Below are 16,789 nucleotides of genomic sequence, written 5' to 3' on the forward strand. Positions count from 1 at the left end.
CTCAGTGCCACCAGCCTTCCGGTCGGCCGTCCATGCGGCAGGATGGCCCCGTGAACGATCCCGGTCTCGTACCCATGCCCGATCCCGCTCTGATGCGCAAGCAGTACCGGGCCGACGGGCTCGACGAGAGCGAGCTGGCCGATGATCCGATGGAGCAGTTCGGGCGGTGGTTCCGGCAGGCCGCGCAGGACGGCGCGATGTTCGAGCCGAACGCCATGGTCGTGTCGACCGCCGACGCCGAGGGGCGGTCCAGCTCTCGTACGGTGCTGATGAAGGCGTTCGACGAGCAGGGCTTCGTCTTCTACACGAACTACGGCTCCCGCAAGGCCCTCGATCTCGCCGGGAACCCGTATGTCTCGCTGCTCTTCCCGTGGCATCCGATCGCCCGGCAGGTGATCGTGAGCGGTACGGCGCGGCGGACGGGGCGGGACGAGACGGCGGCGTACTTCCGTACGCGTCCGCATGGTTCGCAGTTGGGCGCGTGGGCCAGCGCGCAGTCCTCCGTCATCGCCTCGCGGGCCGAACTGGACGCCATGTACGAGGAGTTGGCCGCCCGTTATCCGGAGGGCGAGCAGGTGCCGGTGCCGCCGAACTGGGGTGGTTTCCGGGTGGTGCCGCAGAGTGTGGAGTTCTGGCAGGGGCGGTGGAATCGGCTGCACGACCGGTTGCGGTATGTGGCGGAGCCGGATGGGTCCTGGCGGGTGGAGCGGCTGAGTCCATGAGGCCGGGGATCAGCCTGTCCGTGGTCCGAGGATCAATTCGCCGATGGCCGGGCGCGGTCCGAGGATCAGTTCTCCGATGGCCGGGCGTGGTCTGAGGATCAGTTCTCCGATGGTCTGCGGATCGGTTCGCCGACGGCCCGTGCGTGGCCTGAGGATCAGTCCTTCGATCGGTCCAGCGCCTCGTCGAGGAGTGCCGCCCACTGGGCGACGACCTTGTCGCGGCGTGCGGTGTCGTCGGTGAGGAGGTTGGCGAGGCCGAGGCCGCGGGCCATGTCGAGCATGCCCTGGACGGTTTCGCGGACGCCGGGGGCGGTCTCGTCGGCGCCGAGGAGATCGACGGCTATGCGGTGGGTCTCGCGGCCGACGTGGGCCTCCAGTTCGGTGACCCGGGGGCGGAGCTGGTCCTCGTTGGAGGCGGCGACCCAGAGGTGGAGGGCGGCGCGGAAGAGGGGGCCGGTGTAGAGGTCGACGAGGGCGGCGACGACGGCCCGGCGGTCGGTGGCGCCTTCGGGGAAGAGGGCGCGCAGGGCGGTGGAGCGCTCTTCGGCGACGTACTCGACGGCGGCGGTGAAGAGGTCCTCGCGGGTGCGGAAGTGGTGCTGGGCCGCGCCCCGGGAGACGCCGGCGCGTTCGGCGACGACCGACACCGTGGAGCCGGCCCAGCCGTGTTCGGCGAGGCAGGCCACGGCGGCTTGGAGCAGCCGCTGCCGGGTGGCTCGGCTGCGGTCCTGTTTCGGAGCGGCGGCGCTCGGTCCGGCCGTGTTCACAACACCCATTCCGGTTCCCGTCTTTCGAGGAATGCCGTCATGCCCTCGCGGGCGTCGGCGGAGGCGAACAGCCGGGACGAGAGGCGGGTCAGTTCGCCTGCGTCCAGGTCGAAGCTCTCCAGCACCTTAGCCGTGAGCAGGTGTTTCGTCTCCGCCAGGGCCGTCGGGGAGGCTCGGCGGAGTCCGTCGAGGACGGGTTCGAGTATGTCGTCGACGTCGGCGCCGGCGGCGGTGAGCAGGCCGACGCGGGCGGCCTCGGCGGGGCCGAACGTCTCGCCGGTGAGGTAGTAGCGGGCGAGGGCGCGGGGGTCGGTGCGGGGCTGGAGTGTGAGGGAGATGACGGCGGGGGCGACGCCGATGCGGACCTCGGTGAAGGCGAAGGTGGCCTCGGGGCCGGCGGCGGTGATGTCGCAGGCGCCGAGGAGGCCGAGGCCGCCGGCCCTGACGTGGCCGGTGACGCGGGCGACGACGGGTTTGCGCAGCTTGAGGATCTGGCGGAGCAGCTTGACCAGGTCCTTGGGGTCGGGCGGGTCGCGCAGGTCGGCGCCCGCGCAGAACGTGTTGCCGGTGTGGGTGAGGAGGACGGCGCGTGCGTCGTCGTCCTTTCCGCATCGGGTCAGGGCGTCCGACAGTTCGCTCACCAGTGCGGCCGACAGGGCGTTGCGGTTGGCCGGGGAGTCGAGGGTGAGGGTGGTGATGCCGCGGTGGTGTGCGGAACGGATGAGGGGGGCGGGGTCCGTCATGGGGTCCGTCATGGGTGCTCCTGGGTCGCGGCGGGGCTGAGGTCGCGACGGGTTCGCGGTGGGGCTGAGGTCGCGGAGGTTCTTTCTCGGCTCAGTACGACTTGGGCAGGCCCAGGGTCTGGTGGGAGACGTAGTTGAGGATCATCTCCCGGCTCACCGGGGCGATACGGGAGACCCGGGCCGCCGTCACCAGTGAGGCGAGGCCGAACTCGTTGGTGAGGCCGTTGCCGCCGAGGGTGTGCACCGCCTGGTCGACCGCCTTCACGCAGGCCTCCCCTGCCGCGTACTTCGCCATGTTGGCCGCCTCGCCCGCCGCCGCGTCGTCCCCCGAGTCGTACAGGTATGCCGCCTTCTGCATCATCAGACGGGCCAGTTCGAGTTCGATGTGGGACTGGGCGAGGGGGTGTGCGATCGCCTGGTGGGCGCCGATGGGCTGTCGCCATACGGTGCGGTCACGGGCGTATTCGACGGCCTTGGAGAGGGCGTAGCGGGCCATGCCGATCGCGAAGGCCGCCGTCATGATGCGTTCGGGGTTGAGGCCGGCGAAGAGCTGCAGCAGGCCGGCGTTCTCGTCGCCGACCAGGGCGTCGGCGGGGAGCCTGATGTCGTCGAAGGTCAGCTCGAACTGCTTCTCCGCGGCCTGGAGCTCCATGTCGATCTGGCGGTACTCGAAGCCGGGGGTGTCCCTGGGGACGATGAACAGGCAGGGTTTCAGGGTGCCGTCGCGGGCGTCTTCCGCGCGGCCGACGATCAGGGTGGCGTCCGCCTTGTCCACGCCGGAGATGAAGACCTTGCGGCCGGTGAGCAGCCAATCGACTCCGTCGCGGCGGGCCGTGGTGGTGATGCGGTGGCTGTTGGAGCCGGCGTCGGGTTCTGTGATGCCGAAGGCCATGGTTCGGGTGCCGTTCGCCAGCGCGGGCAGCCAGGTTTGTTGCTGGGCCTCGGTGCCGAAGCGGGCGATGACTGTGCCGCAGATGGCCGGCGACACGATCATCATCAGCAGTGGGCAGCCTGCGGCGCCGAGTTCTTCGAGGACGATGGAGAGTTCGGCTATGCCGCCGCCTCCGCCGCCGTATGCCTCCGGCAGGTTGACGCCGAGGTAGCCGAGCTTTGCCGCCTCGGACCAGAGTTCGTCGGGGTGGCGGCCTTCTTTGGTGACGGTTGTGATGTATTCGCGGCCGTAGCGCTTGCCGAGGGCGGAGACTGCGGCTCGTAGGGCCTTGTGTTCTTCGGTTTCGATCACAGGGGACACGGAGGACATGGGGCTCCTGAAGGGGAGGGTGCGTCGGTTCGTTGGAGGGTGCGGGTTTGTGGGGGTTGTTCGCGCCCACGCGGCGGGGCCGCATATCGATACGGCCCCGCGCCCCTTCAGCGGGGGTTGTCCTCGACCATGGCCAGAAGGGCGCCCATTTCCACCTGCTGTCCAATGGCTGCGTGCAGGGCCGTCAGCGTTCCCGCGACCGGGGCCGTGATCTTGTGTTCCATCTTCATCGCCTCCAGCCAGAGGAGGGGGTCCCCGGCCTTCACCGCGGAGCCCGGCTTCAGGCCCTCTGCCACTCGTACGACCGTTCCCGGCATGGGGGCCAGTAGGGAGCCGGGTGCCTGGACGGTGGTCGGGTCGGGGAAGCGGGGCAGGGCTGTGAGCCTGGTGGTGTTCACGTAGCGGGCGTCGCCGTACCTCGCCACCTCGAATTTTCGCCTTACGCCGTCGACCTCCAGTACGACCAAGTGGGCGTCCGCGTGGGCCACCGTCACGCCGTCCGCCTTCAGGCCCCTTCGGGTGTGGCGGTACGTCGCCTCGTGTTCCTCGCCCGCCATCGTGTAGCGCCTGGTCCGGGGTTGTGAGGGGATGTTGCGCCAGCCGCCGAAGCGGGAGTGGCCCTGGGCGTCGGCGAGGGCGGCGGCCAGGGGGGCGTACGGGTCCGGGGTCGGGGCGGTCAGGTGGGGCAGGTGGCGGTCGTAGAAGGCCGTGGTCATGCGGGCCTGTGTGAACTCGTCGTGGCGCAGGGAGCGGATCAGGAGGTCGCGGTTGGTGGTCGGGCCGTGGATCGTCGTGTGCTCCAGGGCGCCGGCGAGGCGGCGGATCGCCTCCGCGCGGGTGGGGGCGTGGGCGATGATCTTGGCGAGCATGGGGTCGTAGTGGACGCCTATCTCGTCGCCGTCGGTGTAGCCGGTGTCCAGGCGGACGGCGTCGGGGGCGGTGAGGCGGTGGAGGGTGCCGGTCTGCGGGGACCAGTCGTGGGACGGGTCCTCGGCGTAGAGGCGGGCCTCGACGGCGTGGCCACGCGCGCGTGGGGGGTCGGTTTCGAGGGCGTGGCCTTCGGCGACGCGGATCTGGAGAGCGACCAGGTCCACGTCGAACACGGCTTCCGTCACCGGGTGTTCGACCTGGAGGCGGGTGTTCATCTCCAGGAAGTGGGCCTTGCCGTCGGCGATCAGGAACTCGACGGTGCCCGCGCCGACGTAGTCGACGGCGTGGGCGGCGCGTACGGCCAGCTCGTGCAGTTCCGTTTCGAGTGCGGGGGGCAGGGCGGGGGCGGGGGCCTCCTCGATGACCTTCTGGTGGCGGCGTTGGAGGGAGCAGTCGCGGGTGCCGAGGGTCCAGACCGTGCCGTGGGTGTCGGCGAGGATCTGCACCTCGACATGGCGGCCGTTCTCGACGTAGGGCTCGACGAAGACCTCGCCGTCGCCGAAGGCGCTGAGGGCTTCGGCGCGGGCCGCGGTCAGTTCCGTGTCCAGGTCCTCCAGGCGGCGTACGACACGCATTCCGCGCCCTCCGCCGCCCGCCGCTGCCTTCACGAGGACGGGTAGGTCGCCCTCAGTGACCTCATCCAGGGGTTCGAGGCCCATCAGTGCCTTCGCGCGCGTCTTGGAGGCCATCGCCTCGATCGCGTCCGGGGGCGGTCCGATCCACATCAGGCCCGCGTCGAGGACGGCGCGCGCGAAGTCGGCGTTCTCGGAGAGGAAGCCGTAGCCGGGGTGGACGGCGTCCGCGCCGGCGGTGAGGGCGGCCTTGACGATCAGGTCGCTCCGTAGATACGTCTCGGAGGGGGCCGCTCCTGGGAGCCGTACCGTCGCGTCGGCCACGCGCGCGTGGAGGGCGTTTTCGTCGGCGTCGGAGTGCACGGCGACCGTTTGGATTCCCCACTCACGGCAGGTGCGGAAGATCCGGCAGGCGATCTCGCCCCGGTTGGCCACGAGGAGTGTCGAAATCATGTGGTCCCTCACATCCGGAAGACGCCGAAGCCACCGCGTGTGCCCTCGTAGGGGGCGGTGTGGATGGCGGACAGGCACAGGCCGAGGACGGTGCGGGTGTCGCGCGGGTCGATGACGCCGTCGTCGTACAGCCGTCCGGACAGGAACATCGGCAGGGACTCGGACTCGATCTGCTGCTCGACCATGGCGCGCAGGGCGGCGTCGGCGTCCTCGTCGTACGGGCGGCCCTTCGCGGCGGCGGACTGGCGGGCGACGATCGACAGGACGCCGGCGAGTTGCTGTGGGCCCATCACCGCCGACTTGGCGCTGGGCCAGGCGAAGAGGAAGCGGGGGTCGTACGCCCGTCCGCACATGCCGTAGTGCCCGGCGCCGTACGAGGCGCCCATGAGCACGGAGAGATGGGGCACGCGGCTGTTGCTCACCGCGTTGATCATCATCGCGCCGTGTTTGATGATGCCGCCCTGCTCGTACTCCTTGCCGACCATGTAGCCGGTGGTGTTGTGGAGGAAGAGGAGGGGGATGTCGCGCTGGTTGGCGAGTTGGATGAACTGGGCGGCCTTCTGGGACTCCTCGCTGAAGAGGACGCCTTGGGCGTTGGCGAGGATGCCGACCGGGTAGCCGTGCAGGGTGGCCCAGCCGGTGGTGAGGCTGGTGCCGTAGAGGGGCTTGAACTCGTCGTAGTCGGAGGCGTCGACGACGCGGGCGATGACCTCGCGGGGGTCGAAGGGCGTGCGGAGATCGCCGGGGACCACGCCCAGCAGTTCCTCCGGGTCGTACTTGGGTGGGGCGGCCGGGGCCGGGTCGGCGTACGCCTTGCGGTGGTTGAGGCGGGCGACGACGCGGCGGGCCTGGCGCAGGGCGTCGTGCTCGTCGACGGCGAAGTGGTCGGCGAGGCCCGACACGCGCGCGTGCATGTCGGCGCCGCCGAGCGACTCGTCGTCGCTCTCCTCGCCGGTGGCCATCTTCACCAGGGGTGGGCCGCCGAGGAACACCTTCGCGCGTTCCTTGACCATGATCACGTGGTCGGACATGCCGGGGATGTAGGCGCCGCCGGCGGTGGAGTTCCCGAAGACGACCGCGATGGTCGGGATTCCGGCCGCCGACAGTCTGGTGAGGTCCCGGAAGATGGCGCCTCCGGGGATGAAGATCTCCTTCTGGGAGGGGAGGTCGGCGCCGCCGGACTCCACGAGGCTGATGCAGGGCAGTCGGTTGGCGAGTGCGATGTCGTTCGCGCGGAGGGCCTTCTTCAGCGACCACGGGTTGCTGGCGCCGCCGCGTACGGTCGGGTCGTTGGCGGTGATCAGGCACTCGACGCCCTCGACGACTCCGATGCCGGTGACGAGGGAGGCGCCGACCGTGTAGTCGCTGCCCCAGGCGGCCAGCGGGGACAGCTCCAGGAAGGGGGTGTCGGGGTCGAGGAGCAGTTCGACGCGCTCGCGGGCGAGGAGCTTGCCGCGTTCGCGGTGCCGTTCGACGTACTTCTCGCCGCCGCCCGCGAGGGCCTTCGCGTGCTCGGTGTCGAGTTCGGCGAGCTGCGCGAGCATGGCCTCGCGGTTCGCCGTGTAGTCGGGGCCGCCCGTGTCGAGGGCGGAGTTGAGGACCGTCACAGGAGGATCTCCGGTATGTCCAGGTGGCGGGAGCGCAGCCATTCGCCGAGGGCCTTGGCCTGGGGGTCGAAACGGTGCTGGGAGGCGACGCCCTCGCCGAGGATTCCCTCGACGGTGAAGTTGAGGGCGCGGAGGTTGGGGAGGGTGTGGCGGGTGACGGGCAACTCGGCTGTCTCCGGGAGGAGTTCGCGAATCCGGTCGACGGTGAGGGTGTGCGCCAGCCAACGCCAGGCGTCGTCCGTGCGGGCCCAGAGGCCGATGTTCGCGTCGCCGCCCTTGTCGCCGCTGCGGGCGCCGGCGACGAGGCCGAGGGGGGCGCGGCGGGTGGGGAGTCCGGTGGGCAGGGGCTCGGGCAGGGGTGGTTCGGGTACGGCGTCGAGTACGAGGGTGTCGTGCGCCGGGGGGACGGGGAGTCGGCGGCCGTCGTGGAGGACCGCCGTATGGTCCACGGCCCCTTGACCTGTGTGGATGGCTTCGAAGACCCCGTAGGGCGTGCCCTTTCCGGGTGGGGCGAGGACGTGGAAGCCGGGGTAACTGGCGAGGGCGAGTTCGACGGCGGCTCCGCTGAGGGCGCGGCCGACCGTGTTCGGGTCGGGGTCGCGTACGACGAGGCGAAGCAGGGCGCTCGCGGTCTCCTCGGTGGGAGCGTCGGGGTGGTCGGTGCGGGCCAGTTCCCATGTGATGTGCGCGGGGCGGGACTTGGTCAGGGCGTCGGTCAGCTGTTCGCGGACGAGGGCGGCCTTCGCCTCGATGCCGAGGCCGGTGAGGACGAAGGTGACCTCGCCCCGGTGCCCGCCGAGTCGGTTGAGGCCGACCTTGAGGGTGGGGGGTGGGGCCTCGCCGCGTACGCCGTCGATACGGACGCGGTCGGGGCCGTCCTGGGTGAGTCGTACGGTGTCCAGGCGGGCGGTGACGTCGGGGCCGGCGTATCGGGCGCCGGACGTCTCGTAGAGCAGTTGGGCCGTCACGGTGCCGATGTCGACGAAGCCGCCGGTGCCGGGGTGTTTGGTGATGACGCAGCTGCCGTCCTCGTGGAGTTCGGCGAGGGGGAAGCCGGGGTGGCGTACGTCGCCTTCGTGGAAGAAGGCGTAGTTGCCGCCGGTGGCCTGTGTCCCGCACTCCAGTACGTGTCCGGCGACGACGGCGCCCGCGAGGCGGTCGTACTCCCCCGGGTCCCAGCCGAAGTGGGCGGCGGCGGGGCCGGTGACCAGCGCCGCGTCCGTCACCCGGCCCGTGACGACGACGTCCGCGCCCTCGCGCAGACAGGCGGCGATACCGAAGCCGCCGAGGTAGGCGTGGGCGGCGAGGCTGCCGGGGTGCCGGGCGGTGAGGTCGTCGCCCTCGACGTGGGCCACGCGGACCGGGATGCCGAGCCGGTCCGCCAACTGCCGTACGGCATCGGCGAGTCCGGCGGGGTTGAGGCCGCCGGCGTTGGTGACGACGCGGACGCCCCGCTCATGGGCGATGCCGAGGCATTCCTCCAGTTGGCGGAGGAAGGTGCGGGCGTGGCCGGCGGTGGGGTCGCCGGGGTTCTTCAGGCGGTCGCGGCCGAGGATCAGCATCGTCAGCTCGGCCAGATAGTCGCCGGTGAGGACGTCCAGGTCGCCGCCGGTGAGCATCTCGCGCATGGCGTCGAAGCGGTCGCCGTAGAAGCCGGAGGCGTTGCCTATGCGGAGCACGCTCACTGGACGGTTCCCTTGGGCGTGCGTCCGGCGCCGGGTGGCCCGGCGAAGGCCTGGGCGATGTCCAGCCACTGGTCGGCGTCCGTGCCTTCGGCGCGTAGGGCGAGGTCGGTGCGGTGGGCGCGTTGGGTGACCAGGAGGCAGAAGTCGAGGGCGGGGCCGGTGACGCGGTCGGTGGCGTCCTCGGGGCCATACGTCCACAGCTCGCCGGAGGGGCCGCGGAGTTCGACGCGGAACTCCTCGAACGGTGGGGTCAGTCCCTGTACCCCGAAGGCGAAGTCGCGGGTGCTGACGCCGAGGCGGACGATGTGCCGGAGCCGGTCGGTGGGGGCGCGGGTCACGCCGAGCGCGTCGGCGATGTCCTGGCCGTGGGCCCAGGTCTCCATCAACCGGGCGCTCGCCATCGAGGCGGTGGACATGGGCGGCCCGAACCAGGGGAACCGCGCGCCCGCGGGCGCGGCGCGCAGCGCGTCCGCCAGGGCCCGGCGCCCGGCCCGCCACTCGGCCAGCAACTGGACGGGCGAGGTGCCGGCGCCCTCCTCGGCGCCGTTGTCCACGAAGTCCCCGGGCTGGAGCAGGGCGTTCTCGACCTCCCCGGCGAAGGCGCCCTCATCGGTGACGGCGAGCAGGGACGCGCGGTCGGTCCAGGCGAGGTGCGCGATCTGGTGGGCGATCGTCCACCGCGGCGCGGGCGTCGCGAGCGCCCAGCGCTCGGCGGGCACCTCGGCCACGAGCGCGTCGAGTTCATCGCCCTCGGCGCATAGATCGTCGATGACGGGCGTGGGGTCGGCCATGGAGGGGAGCTTGGCAGGCGGACCAGAAACAATCAAGCGCGCTTGCATTCTTCACTGCGGCACGACAACCGTCATTGGTCAGTGGCCGATCCACAACGGGCGTTGACCATGATCTGGCCGCCGGCGGCGAGCGGTCGACGATGCCGGACAGACAGGTCACCACACGGGTCATCAACTCGCGGGTGCGTGAGGGTCGGCGACGGAGGGGCGGGCACCCAGGACCTCGATGAGGCGTTCGGCGCCGGCGGTGGCGGCGGCGAGGAGGAGGAGGCCGAGCCGGGCGGGGAGCGGTAGCCGAGGAGGCCGGAGGCGACCATTTGTTCGAGCGGCGTAAGTTGCAAATGAGGTTTACAGGCCTGACAGGGTCCACTATCATGGACTACTCAGCCCACTAGGCTGAACCATGCTCCATGCCTTGGTTCTCCGCTCATCCTGGACGGCCCCCGTGACACTCCCCAGCGCTGACCGACCCGTGCACGCGTCCGCGGCCTCGCCCACGCGCACGACCCCGTCGGCTTCCGCGCGGCGGGGCGCTCTCGGGCCGGTGGGGCTGGTGCTGGCCGGGGGGATCTCGGTGCAGTTCGGCGGGGCGTTGGCGGTGAGTCTGATGCCTCGGGCCGGGGCGCTCGGGGTGGTGGCCCTGCGGCTCGCGGTGGCCGCGTTGGTGCTGCTCGTCGTCTGCAGCCCCCGGTTGCGCGGGCACTCGCGCACCGACTGGGGCACGGTCGTCGTCTTCGGGATCACCATGGCCGCGATGAACGGCCTCTTCTACCAGTCCGTCGCCCGCATCCCCCTCGGCCTCGCCGTCACCCTGGAGGTGCTCGGCCCGCTGGCCCTGTCCGTCCTCGCCTCCCGCCGGGCGGTGAACCTGGTGTGGGCCGGGCTGGCGCTGTGCGGCGTCTTCCTGCTCGGCGGCGGGGGTGGCGGCGGCTTCGGCGACCTGGACCCGGTCGGCGTGGCGTTCGCGCTCTCCGCCGGGGCGATGTGGGCCATGTACATAGTCTTCAGCGCGCGTACGGGCCGACGGTTCCCGCAGGCCGACGGGCTGGCGCTGGCCATGGCGGTCGCGGCGGTGCTGTTCCTGCCGCTCGGGGTGATCGAGTCCGGGACGCGGCTTCTCGACCCGACGACCATGGCTCTGGGTGCCGCCGTCGCCGTACTGTCCTCCGTCCTCCCCTACACCCTCGAACTCCTCGCCCTGCGCCGCCTCCCCGCCTCCACCTTCGCCGTCCTCATGAGCCTGGAGCCCGCCATCGCGGCGACCGCCGGGTTCCTCATCCTGAACCAGACCCTCTCCATGACCGAGTCCCTGGCGATCGCGCTGGTCATCGGGGCGAGCATGGGGGCGGTACGGACACAGGTGGGGCGGGGGAAGGCGAACCGGTGACCCCTCGGCCCCAGACGGGCACGAGGGACGTTCCAGGTGGAAGCCGCGGGACACATCGCCTCCCACGCCCAATCGTTCAGCGGCGGAATTGACGAGTCGGGCCAGGTGGGTGGTGTCGCACTGCGCCGCAGGGGCGAACCGGGACGATACACCCCATGGCTCGCAGGCTGCCGATGACGACGTCCGACGGGTCGTCATCATCGGGCCTGAGACACGGGGTCAATCTTCGACGGGCCCGATGTTGGCCTTGAAGTCCTGATTGCACTCCACGGCCTGAAGGTTGCCGATGACGACGTCGGCCTCGTCGTCGCGCCTGCGGTCATCGTCGGCGCCGGACCCGATCACCGCGCAGAAGCTGCCGATCGCAGGGTTGTCGTCGGCGTGCGACGTCACCGCGCCGCCGAGAGCTGTGCCACCGACCATGATCGCTACGGCCGCGGCCGTCTTGAGCTTGTTCGTCACGTCTCTGATTCCTTCGTGCGCCGGGTCCTTAGCGGACTACATATGGACAGAAAATGTCTGATTACTTACCTATTGGCGCTTTTATACATGATCTGGAGTAACTGGACACTCTGGAACGCCCGGCAGGACGGCAAGCCACCCCGGCGGGCAACACCAAGCGAACGGTGACGGCCGTTGCTCTTCTTTCGGGCGTCGTAGCCGCGTGAGGCGGCCGGGACGACGACAGGAGCCGGCACGAATGGGCTGAGTCCGGCGTCGCCCTCCTGCGGTGCGGGACGCCCTTCGGCGTCATCCGTCTCTCCGCCGAAGTCGTGCACGCGGCGGCCCGGACGGAGGACCCGGGCGAGGCCGAACTCGCCGCCGAACCGCCGGTGTCCGTTCCCGTCGTACGTCACCTGTCACGCGTCGTGCGCGCAGTTCACGACCCTGTCCCGGGTGCGGCAGCGCACGGGGCACCTGTTCGTGCACAGCACCGTCAACAAGCACCCGAACGCCACCCAGTGGCGGGCGGGCGACTTCACCCACCGGGCGCACAGGGCGGCGTTCGGGCCCATTCGTCATCGGTCACGAAAGGGCGCTCCATGACCGGAGCCGGCGGGCCCCGCACGGGGTCCGGGGTCGCACGCAACCCACTGGGCGCCTCGTACCGTACGCGGCACCCGCGCAAGTTCCGGGCGACGGAGGTGACAGACCGTCGCCCGGATGGTTCCTTCAAGCGGATCAGAACCGCAGACCGGTTCATCGACCGCGTCTGCCGCTACTGCCGCTACTGCCGCTACTGCCGCTACTGCCGCTACTGCCGCTACTGCGACAGGATCTCCCGATCGGGGGACACTAGCGCTGCACGCCGCCCGGTACGAAGTGCACCGGGATGTACTGGTCGTAGAGGCGGCTGTTCGTCGCCGTGAAGTCGGCGCGGGTCACGATGGCGCAGCGTACGGTCTGGCCGCACACCTTGCCGTCGGCGATCTCGGGCCGGAGGTTCAGTGTCGTACGGAACCGGCCGCCCTCCTCGTACGGGATGGTGATGCCCGGCGTGCCCGTGCCCGTGTCGGTGATGCGGCGCGACGAGCCGTCCTGGGCCTCACGGCCGCCGAGGCAGGGGCTGGGCAGCGTGGTGTACGTCGAGGGGTCGCCGACCTTGACGCCGTCCGGGATGACGCAGAACGCCAGGAAGATGCCCTGGGCCCGGTTGTATCCGGCGCCCTTGACCTTGACGGTGCCGCCGGTGGCGGGCAGGACGACGGGGCTGGCCTTCAGCCGCAGCCGGAACGTGTCGCCGTCGGCGGTGGTGACCGTCCGCTGGGCCTTGCCGGACAACGGCGTGGCGCCGGCCGTCCCCGCCAGCGGAAGCACGGCGGCGAGCCCGGCGGCGGTGACGGCGAGGGCGCCGCGCAGCAGCGCCTTCCTGGACTTCAGGGGCCTCTTGGTGGGGGGTTTCATGGGGGCGGAGGCCGTCCCTTCGATTGTGTGTTGCTTGAGATCTGAACTTCTTGATCCCATGCCTAGAACACGACTGATCAGTAGGCAACACCGATCAAATCCATTCACAACCTGCCCGCAAGACCACCACAACAACGGGCCCCGCCCACGATCACTCTGGCGTGAACTCGTACTGCAACTCGTACAGATGCCCCGCCTTCACCATCACCGTCGCCTCGATGGGACGTTCGTCGTCGCTGTAGACGACACGGAGGGTACGCAGGACCGGCAGGCTGCTGGGGAGGTCCAGTGCCCGGTACTGGCCCTGGGTGGGGATCCTGGCGGAGACTCGGTCGACGCTCAGCCTGGGTGGGTAGCCCAGGTCCGCGAGGAGGGTGGGGGTCCCGCCCTTGATCTTGCGGTGATCCATCATCGCCGTCCCTCGGGCGATGTCCAACGGGTAGTACGAGTCCACGAGTTCGGCAGGCTCGTCGTCGATCAGGAGCAGTTGCCTGCGGAGCAGGGCGTGGCCACTCTCCGGGAGACCGAGGGCGGTACGGACGTCGACGGGCGGACGGCTCTCCCTCACGTCGAGAAGCTCGCTGCGGGCGCTCGTACCATGCTTGGCCGCTTCCGTGAGCCAGCGGTACGGCTCTCCGGGCGCGGCCGGCGCCATGAAGGCGGCTGGCCGTATGGTGCGCTGACGGTGCTCCCGTACGGTGACTGCGGCACCCGCCCGGCCAACAACCAGGCCTTCGTCCTTGAGGAGTTGGAGTGCCTTCTGCACCGTGGCGTTCGAGGCGTCGAATCGCACCTTGAGGTGGGCGGTGGAGGGCAGCTTGCCTCCCGGCGGGAGTTCGCCGCTCATGATGTCGTCACGCAGGTCGGCCGCGATCCGCTCGTGGAGCGAACGGCGGTCGGGGGCATCGGGTTCGGCCTTGGGCACGGTCAGTCCCGCCCTTTCTCGAGCGTCATCTCGTACCGGAGGCGCTGTCGCAGAGCGGGCATCACCATGCGGTCGACCTGGATCGGCCGGTCGTCGCGATCCAGGGTGACCCTGGTGAGCCGCAGGACGGGTTCGCCCGGTGCGGTCCGCAGGGCTTCGCGCTCCTGCTCGTCCGGGACGTCGGCCGTAACATCCTCCCGGACCCAGGCGCCGACATAACCCAGCTCGGCGAGCAGCGTGACGGCTCCACCGCGGATCTTGGCGGTCCCGGCGAGCCCGGTGCCGCGCGCGATGTCCACGGGGTAGTACGTGTCGGTCAGTTCGTTCGGCTGGTCGTCGAGCAGGATCAGACGACGGCGTACGACCACCGACTCGCCCTCGACGAGCCCGAACAGCCGCGCCACCTCGGCGGGAGCCGGCACTTCACCGGCGTGGAGGATCCGCTGGGTGCCTCTGCGCCCCTGGGCCGCCGCGTCGGCGCCCCACGCATCGCCCTGCTCCTCCCTGCGCGGCGTCAGATACGGCATCGAGGTGCTGGTCCACCTGTTCGCGCTCATGACGTCCTCTCCATACGACCGACGATGCGAGCTTGCCGGTTTACACGGTAAGCGACGCGATGACGGCCCCTCCCAAGAAGAGATCTCTCCGCAATTCGCGAATAGCGGTACGTTGGTCGGGCGCTGGATGGCCTCCGCTGACCTTGCGCTGGGTCTGCAACTCTCATCAGGCCCACGAAATGACATGCGACCCCGCAACGGGAGCGAGCCGTCCAGGTAGGGCGGCCACGAGCCGAACCACAAGGAGTTGCTGACATGACCGATCTCATCCGCCGCCTCGCCACGCGGCTGGGCCTCCTGTCCAAGCCGCACGGCAGGCATCGCGCTTCGTCTCCCGGCTCACGGCCCACGCTCGCGGTCCCACCCCCACCAGCGCCCGACACCTCCCTTCCCACCCACCGCAGCCCTTACGGTCTCGCCACCCCCCTCGACGGCGCCGCCACCGTTGCCGTGCGTCCGTACGTCACCGCACACGAACAGCGTCAGCGGCGTCGTGAACTTGCCATGGCGGCCATGGGGTTGGACATGCCGGGGCCGCACTGGATCCACGGGACGGAGGTCGCGTGATGGGGGCTGGAGCGGACACGGACGCGTTCGAGCCCCGAGGCGATGTACGTCTGCCGCCTTGGACCAGCCTTGAGGGCAAACCCTGCTACGTCGTCACCGACGAGCAGGGCGGACCGGTCTCCCGGCTCGCCGACGCCACCGAAGCCATCCAACTCGGCATGGGCACGGAACTCCTCGCGCACGCCAGGAAGTTGCTCCCGGAAGCACCGCGAGGCGAACTACGGTTCCTCGCCGAGCGGTTGACCAAAGCGCTCGGGGACGCACTTCGTGTGGCCGAGAGCCGTGGACAGCGGTTGGAGAATCCGAGCTGAGTGCGGTCGCCGACGCGCTTTGCGGGCCGCCTGGCCAACCAGGAAAGGTCAGAGGGCGACGTCACGCGCTGGCACAAGACGCACACCAAGTCGTACGTCACCGCAGTCGTACGACATCATCGGGCACCACTGCTGTATAACCGGGCCATGATCCATCACGTGGTGACACCGGACGCCTGGGAGTCCGGGCCCGACGAGCCGTACGCCCCTGCCTCCCTCCCCGAGGACGGTTTCGTCCACTGCTCGCCCGACGAGACGACCACCCTGGCCGTGATCAACGCCTTCTACCGGGAGGCGCCGAAGCCGTTGCGCGTGCTGCTCATCGACGAGGAACGGCTCGACGCCCGGGTGGAGTTCGAGGCAGCCGCCCCCGCCCCGCCGCCCGGCGTCGGCGACGACGTGCTGTTCCCCCACGTCTTCGGCCCGATCAACCGGGACGCCGTCGTACGGATCCAGGAGGTCGAGTGGGACGGGGAGGGCCTGGCGACAGGGCTGACGGATCCGAAGTGAGCCGAGCGCGCGGCGCCGGACCGGCTCGGGGCCTCACATCACCAGGAACGCGAACAGCCAGTACGTCGTCGTGATCGCGATGCCCAGGCGTATGCGGCGGCGTCTGGTCCAGCCCCGGACCATGGGGCTCTTGTTCCACCAGTAGACGCCGGCGCCCCAGATCACGGTCATCACGAAACCGATCGGCGTCTGCGTCCAGAACCAGGCCATCACACCGATGATGGCGCCACCGATGACGTGCCCGATCACATGCTCGGCGATCCGGTCCTTCTGGTACTTCTGCAGTCTCGGCTCACCCGGCGCCGTCGGCTCACCCGGCGCCGTCGGCTCGTTCCGCCCCGTGGGCTGATTCCGCTCCGTCGGCTCGCCCCGTCTCGTCGGCTCATGGCGCTCCTTCGGCTCCTCCTCGCGCTCCTTCTCCATCTCCCCGTCGTGCTGGTCCATGCGCCTCCGTCCCGCCGAGAGCTGGGGATGAAACCACCCCGATGCTCCCCGTGTCCGGACGAACACGAACGGTCACCCGGGCGGCGCGTGGGAGCGCGCAGGCGGAGCCCTCGGCGGGCTGGCGCGGTGCGGTGTCCCCGGCGGGCGGGCGCGGTTCCGCGCCGTCGCCCGCCTCCGGCCACCGACAGAGTCGTCCGCCTCCCGCTACTGGCAGATGAAGGTCTCGCCTGCCGAGTTCGTCACCTGTTCGCCGACGTCGTAGCAGACGTCGCCCTCTTCGGGGTTGCTGTCGGAGTCGCAGGACGCTCCGATACCCAGGAGGATCGCGATGAACACGATCGAGCAGCCCACTTGACCCAGGCAGCCTCCGATCCGCTCACCGGCGCTGGAACCGCTGCGGCTGCCGCCAGGCACTCCTGAAGCCATGGCCTTTCCCCCGTCCGCCTTGTGCGTCGTCCGCCTTGTGCGTCGTCCACCTTCTGCGCTCATTGACCATTTGCCCTATTCGCAAGGCAGTTCCCATTGAAGGGTGAACCGCGTGCTGGGGCCAGGCATTTGTGCCGCCCATGGATCGCGGCCGTTGCGACGGGGGTGGGCTCGTGCGGGCAGTTGTTCGGGGGAGTGTTCAGGTGGCTGCCGGGACGCCGCTCCG

General features: G+C 70.3%; 18 protein-coding genes. 5 read left to right on the top strand and 13 right to left on the bottom strand.

The window, feature by feature from the left end; genetic code table 11:
• Positions 1-32: 32 nt before the first annotated feature.
• Positions 33-722 carry a pyridoxamine 5'-phosphate oxidase gene (gene pdxH, locus STRIP9103_RS41285; RefSeq protein ID WP_048821958.1) on the top strand — a complete coding sequence of 230 codons (690 nt, stop codon included), beginning with the start codon at positions 33-35 and terminating at the stop codon, positions 720-722.
• Positions 723-877: 155 nt separating this feature from the next.
• Here pdxH and STRIP9103_RS41290 read toward each other — a convergent pair whose 3' ends face one another.
• The 7 genes from STRIP9103_RS41290 to STRIP9103_RS41320 form a co-directional block, all read right to left on the bottom strand.
• Entirely contained in the window at positions 878-1,498 is a 621-nt protein-coding gene (locus STRIP9103_RS41290; RefSeq protein WP_048821960.1) for a TetR/AcrR family transcriptional regulator, read from the bottom strand.
• A complete protein-coding gene (locus STRIP9103_RS41295) occupies positions 1,486-2,232 on the bottom strand; it encodes an enoyl-CoA hydratase family protein (protein ID WP_048821965.1) in 747 nt (248 codons plus the stop codon). The genes STRIP9103_RS41290 and STRIP9103_RS41295 overlap by 13 nt, the downstream gene beginning before the upstream one ends.
• 91 nt (positions 2,233-2,323) lie before the next feature.
• Complete coding sequence (locus STRIP9103_RS41300; protein WP_048821966.1) at positions 2,324-3,484, bottom strand: acyl-CoA dehydrogenase family protein; 1,161 nt, start codon at positions 3,482-3,484, stop codon at positions 2,324-2,326.
• A 116-nt stretch (positions 3,485-3,600) separates the two neighbouring features.
• On the bottom strand, positions 3,601-5,448 hold the full coding sequence (locus tag STRIP9103_RS41305) for an acetyl/propionyl/methylcrotonyl-CoA carboxylase subunit alpha (RefSeq protein WP_009338902.1): 1,848 nt from the start codon (positions 5,446-5,448) through the stop codon (positions 3,601-3,603).
• Positions 5,449-5,456: 8 nt separating this feature from the next.
• Positions 5,457-7,055, bottom strand: a complete 1,599-nt coding sequence (locus STRIP9103_RS41310; RefSeq protein WP_009338894.1) for an acyl-CoA carboxylase subunit beta — start codon at positions 7,053-7,055, stop codon at positions 5,457-5,459.
• Positions 7,052-8,740 carry an acyclic terpene utilization AtuA family protein gene (locus tag STRIP9103_RS41315; RefSeq protein ID WP_009338910.1) on the bottom strand — a complete coding sequence of 563 codons (1,689 nt, stop codon included), beginning with the start codon at positions 8,738-8,740 and terminating at the stop codon, positions 7,052-7,054. Before STRIP9103_RS41315 ends, STRIP9103_RS41310 begins: the two co-directional genes overlap by 4 nt.
• Entirely contained in the window at positions 8,737-9,531 is a 795-nt protein-coding gene (locus STRIP9103_RS41320; RefSeq protein ID WP_009338914.1) for a TIGR03084 family metal-binding protein, read from the bottom strand. The genes STRIP9103_RS41315 and STRIP9103_RS41320 overlap by 4 nt, the downstream gene beginning before the upstream one ends.
• A gap of 472 nt (positions 9,532-10,003) precedes the next feature.
• On the opposite strand from STRIP9103_RS41320, the gene STRIP9103_RS41325 reads away from it, so the two are divergent.
• A complete protein-coding gene (locus STRIP9103_RS41325; protein ID WP_009338870.1) occupies positions 10,004-10,918 on the top strand; it encodes an EamA family transporter in 915 nt (304 codons plus the stop codon).
• 219 nt (positions 10,919-11,137) lie between these two features.
• Here the strand turns inward: STRIP9103_RS41325 and STRIP9103_RS41330 are convergent, their stop codons facing one another.
• The 4 genes from STRIP9103_RS41330 to STRIP9103_RS41345 form a co-directional block, all read right to left on the bottom strand.
• The gene (locus STRIP9103_RS41330; protein WP_009338867.1) at positions 11,138-11,380 is read right to left on the bottom strand and encodes a hypothetical protein; all 243 of its coding nucleotides are present in this window, start codon (positions 11,378-11,380) and stop codon (positions 11,138-11,140) included.
• A gap of 834 nt (positions 11,381-12,214) precedes the next feature.
• On the bottom strand, positions 12,215-12,823 hold the full coding sequence (locus STRIP9103_RS41335; RefSeq protein WP_009338825.1) for a hypothetical protein: 609 nt from the start codon (positions 12,821-12,823) through the stop codon (positions 12,215-12,217).
• Between the two features lie 151 nt (positions 12,824-12,974).
• Positions 12,975-13,754, bottom strand: a complete 780-nt coding sequence (locus STRIP9103_RS41340; protein ID WP_048821961.1) for a GntR family transcriptional regulator — start codon at positions 13,752-13,754, stop codon at positions 12,975-12,977.
• On the bottom strand, positions 13,751-14,305 hold the full coding sequence (locus STRIP9103_RS41345) for a GntR family transcriptional regulator (RefSeq protein WP_009338895.1): 555 nt from the start codon (positions 14,303-14,305) through the stop codon (positions 13,751-13,753). Before STRIP9103_RS41345 ends, STRIP9103_RS41340 begins: the two co-directional genes overlap by 4 nt.
• 255 nt (positions 14,306-14,560) lie before the next feature.
• Here STRIP9103_RS41345 and STRIP9103_RS41350 point away from each other — a divergent pair, with 255 nt between their 5' ends.
• The 3 genes from STRIP9103_RS41350 (at position 14,561) to STRIP9103_RS41360 (ending at position 15,693) form a co-directional block, all read left to right on the top strand.
• On the top strand, positions 14,561-14,872 hold the full coding sequence (locus STRIP9103_RS41350; RefSeq protein ID WP_009338887.1) for a hypothetical protein: 312 nt from the start codon (positions 14,561-14,563) through the stop codon (positions 14,870-14,872).
• Positions 14,872-15,183, top strand: coding sequence for a hypothetical protein (locus STRIP9103_RS41355; RefSeq protein ID WP_009338875.1), 312 nt, complete (start codon positions 14,872-14,874; stop codon positions 15,181-15,183). The genes STRIP9103_RS41350 and STRIP9103_RS41355 overlap by 1 nt, the downstream gene beginning before the upstream one ends.
• A gap of 147 nt (positions 15,184-15,330) precedes the next feature.
• Positions 15,331-15,693 carry a DUF952 domain-containing protein gene (locus STRIP9103_RS41360; protein WP_048821970.1) on the top strand — a complete coding sequence of 121 codons (363 nt, stop codon included), beginning with the start codon at positions 15,331-15,333 and terminating at the stop codon, positions 15,691-15,693.
• Between the two features lie 33 nt (positions 15,694-15,726).
• Here the strand turns inward: STRIP9103_RS41360 and STRIP9103_RS41365 are convergent, their stop codons facing one another.
• The gene (locus STRIP9103_RS41365) at positions 15,727-16,137 is read right to left on the bottom strand and encodes a hypothetical protein (protein ID WP_009338905.1); all 411 of its coding nucleotides are present in this window, start codon (positions 16,135-16,137) and stop codon (positions 15,727-15,729) included.
• 204 nt (positions 16,138-16,341) lie between these two features.
• The gene (locus tag STRIP9103_RS50400; protein WP_141574536.1) at positions 16,342-16,563 is read right to left on the bottom strand and encodes a hypothetical protein; all 222 of its coding nucleotides are present in this window, start codon (positions 16,561-16,563) and stop codon (positions 16,342-16,344) included.
• Positions 16,564-16,789 lie beyond the last annotated feature (226 nt).

This window comes from Streptomyces ipomoeae 91-03, from assembly GCF_000317595.1.
GTDB classification, from domain to species: domain Bacteria; phylum Actinomycetota; class Actinomycetes; order Streptomycetales; family Streptomycetaceae; genus Streptomyces; species Streptomyces ipomoeae.

Excerpts from the sequence above, each read along its gene's own strand:
- STRIP9103_RS41365 (WP_009338905.1), bottom strand. The coding sequence starts at position 16,137 with ATGGACCAGCACGACGGGGAGATGGAGAAGGAGCGCGAGGAGGAGCCG.
- STRIP9103_RS41295 (WP_048821965.1), bottom strand. The coding sequence starts at position 2,232 with ATGACGGACCCCGCCCCCCTCATCCGTTCCGCACACCACCGCGGCATC.
- STRIP9103_RS41335 (WP_009338825.1), bottom strand. The coding sequence starts at position 12,823 with ATGAAACCCCCCACCAAGAGGCCCCTGAAGTCCAGGAAGGCGCTGCTG.
- STRIP9103_RS41320 (WP_009338914.1), bottom strand. The coding sequence starts at position 9,531 with ATGGCCGACCCCACGCCCGTCATCGACGATCTATGCGCCGAGGGCGAT.
- STRIP9103_RS50400 (WP_141574536.1), bottom strand. The coding sequence starts at position 16,563 with ATGGCTTCAGGAGTGCCTGGCGGCAGCCGCAGCGGTTCCAGCGCCGGT.
- STRIP9103_RS41290 (WP_048821960.1), bottom strand. The coding sequence starts at position 1,498 with ATGGGTGTTGTGAACACGGCCGGACCGAGCGCCGCCGCTCCGAAACAG.
- STRIP9103_RS41345 (WP_009338895.1), bottom strand. The coding sequence starts at position 14,305 with ATGAGCGCGAACAGGTGGACCAGCACCTCGATGCCGTATCTGACGCCG.
- STRIP9103_RS41305 (WP_009338902.1), bottom strand. The coding sequence starts at position 5,448 with ATGATTTCGACACTCCTCGTGGCCAACCGGGGCGAGATCGCCTGCCGG.
- STRIP9103_RS41350 (WP_009338887.1), top strand. The coding sequence starts at position 14,561 with ATGACCGATCTCATCCGCCGCCTCGCCACGCGGCTGGGCCTCCTGTCC.
- pdxH (WP_048821958.1), top strand. The coding sequence starts at position 33 with ATGCGGCAGGATGGCCCCGTGAACGATCCCGGTCTCGTACCCATGCCC.
- STRIP9103_RS41360 (WP_048821970.1), top strand. The coding sequence starts at position 15,331 with ATGATCCATCACGTGGTGACACCGGACGCCTGGGAGTCCGGGCCCGAC.
- STRIP9103_RS41355 (WP_009338875.1), top strand. The coding sequence starts at position 14,872 with ATGGGGGCTGGAGCGGACACGGACGCGTTCGAGCCCCGAGGCGATGTA.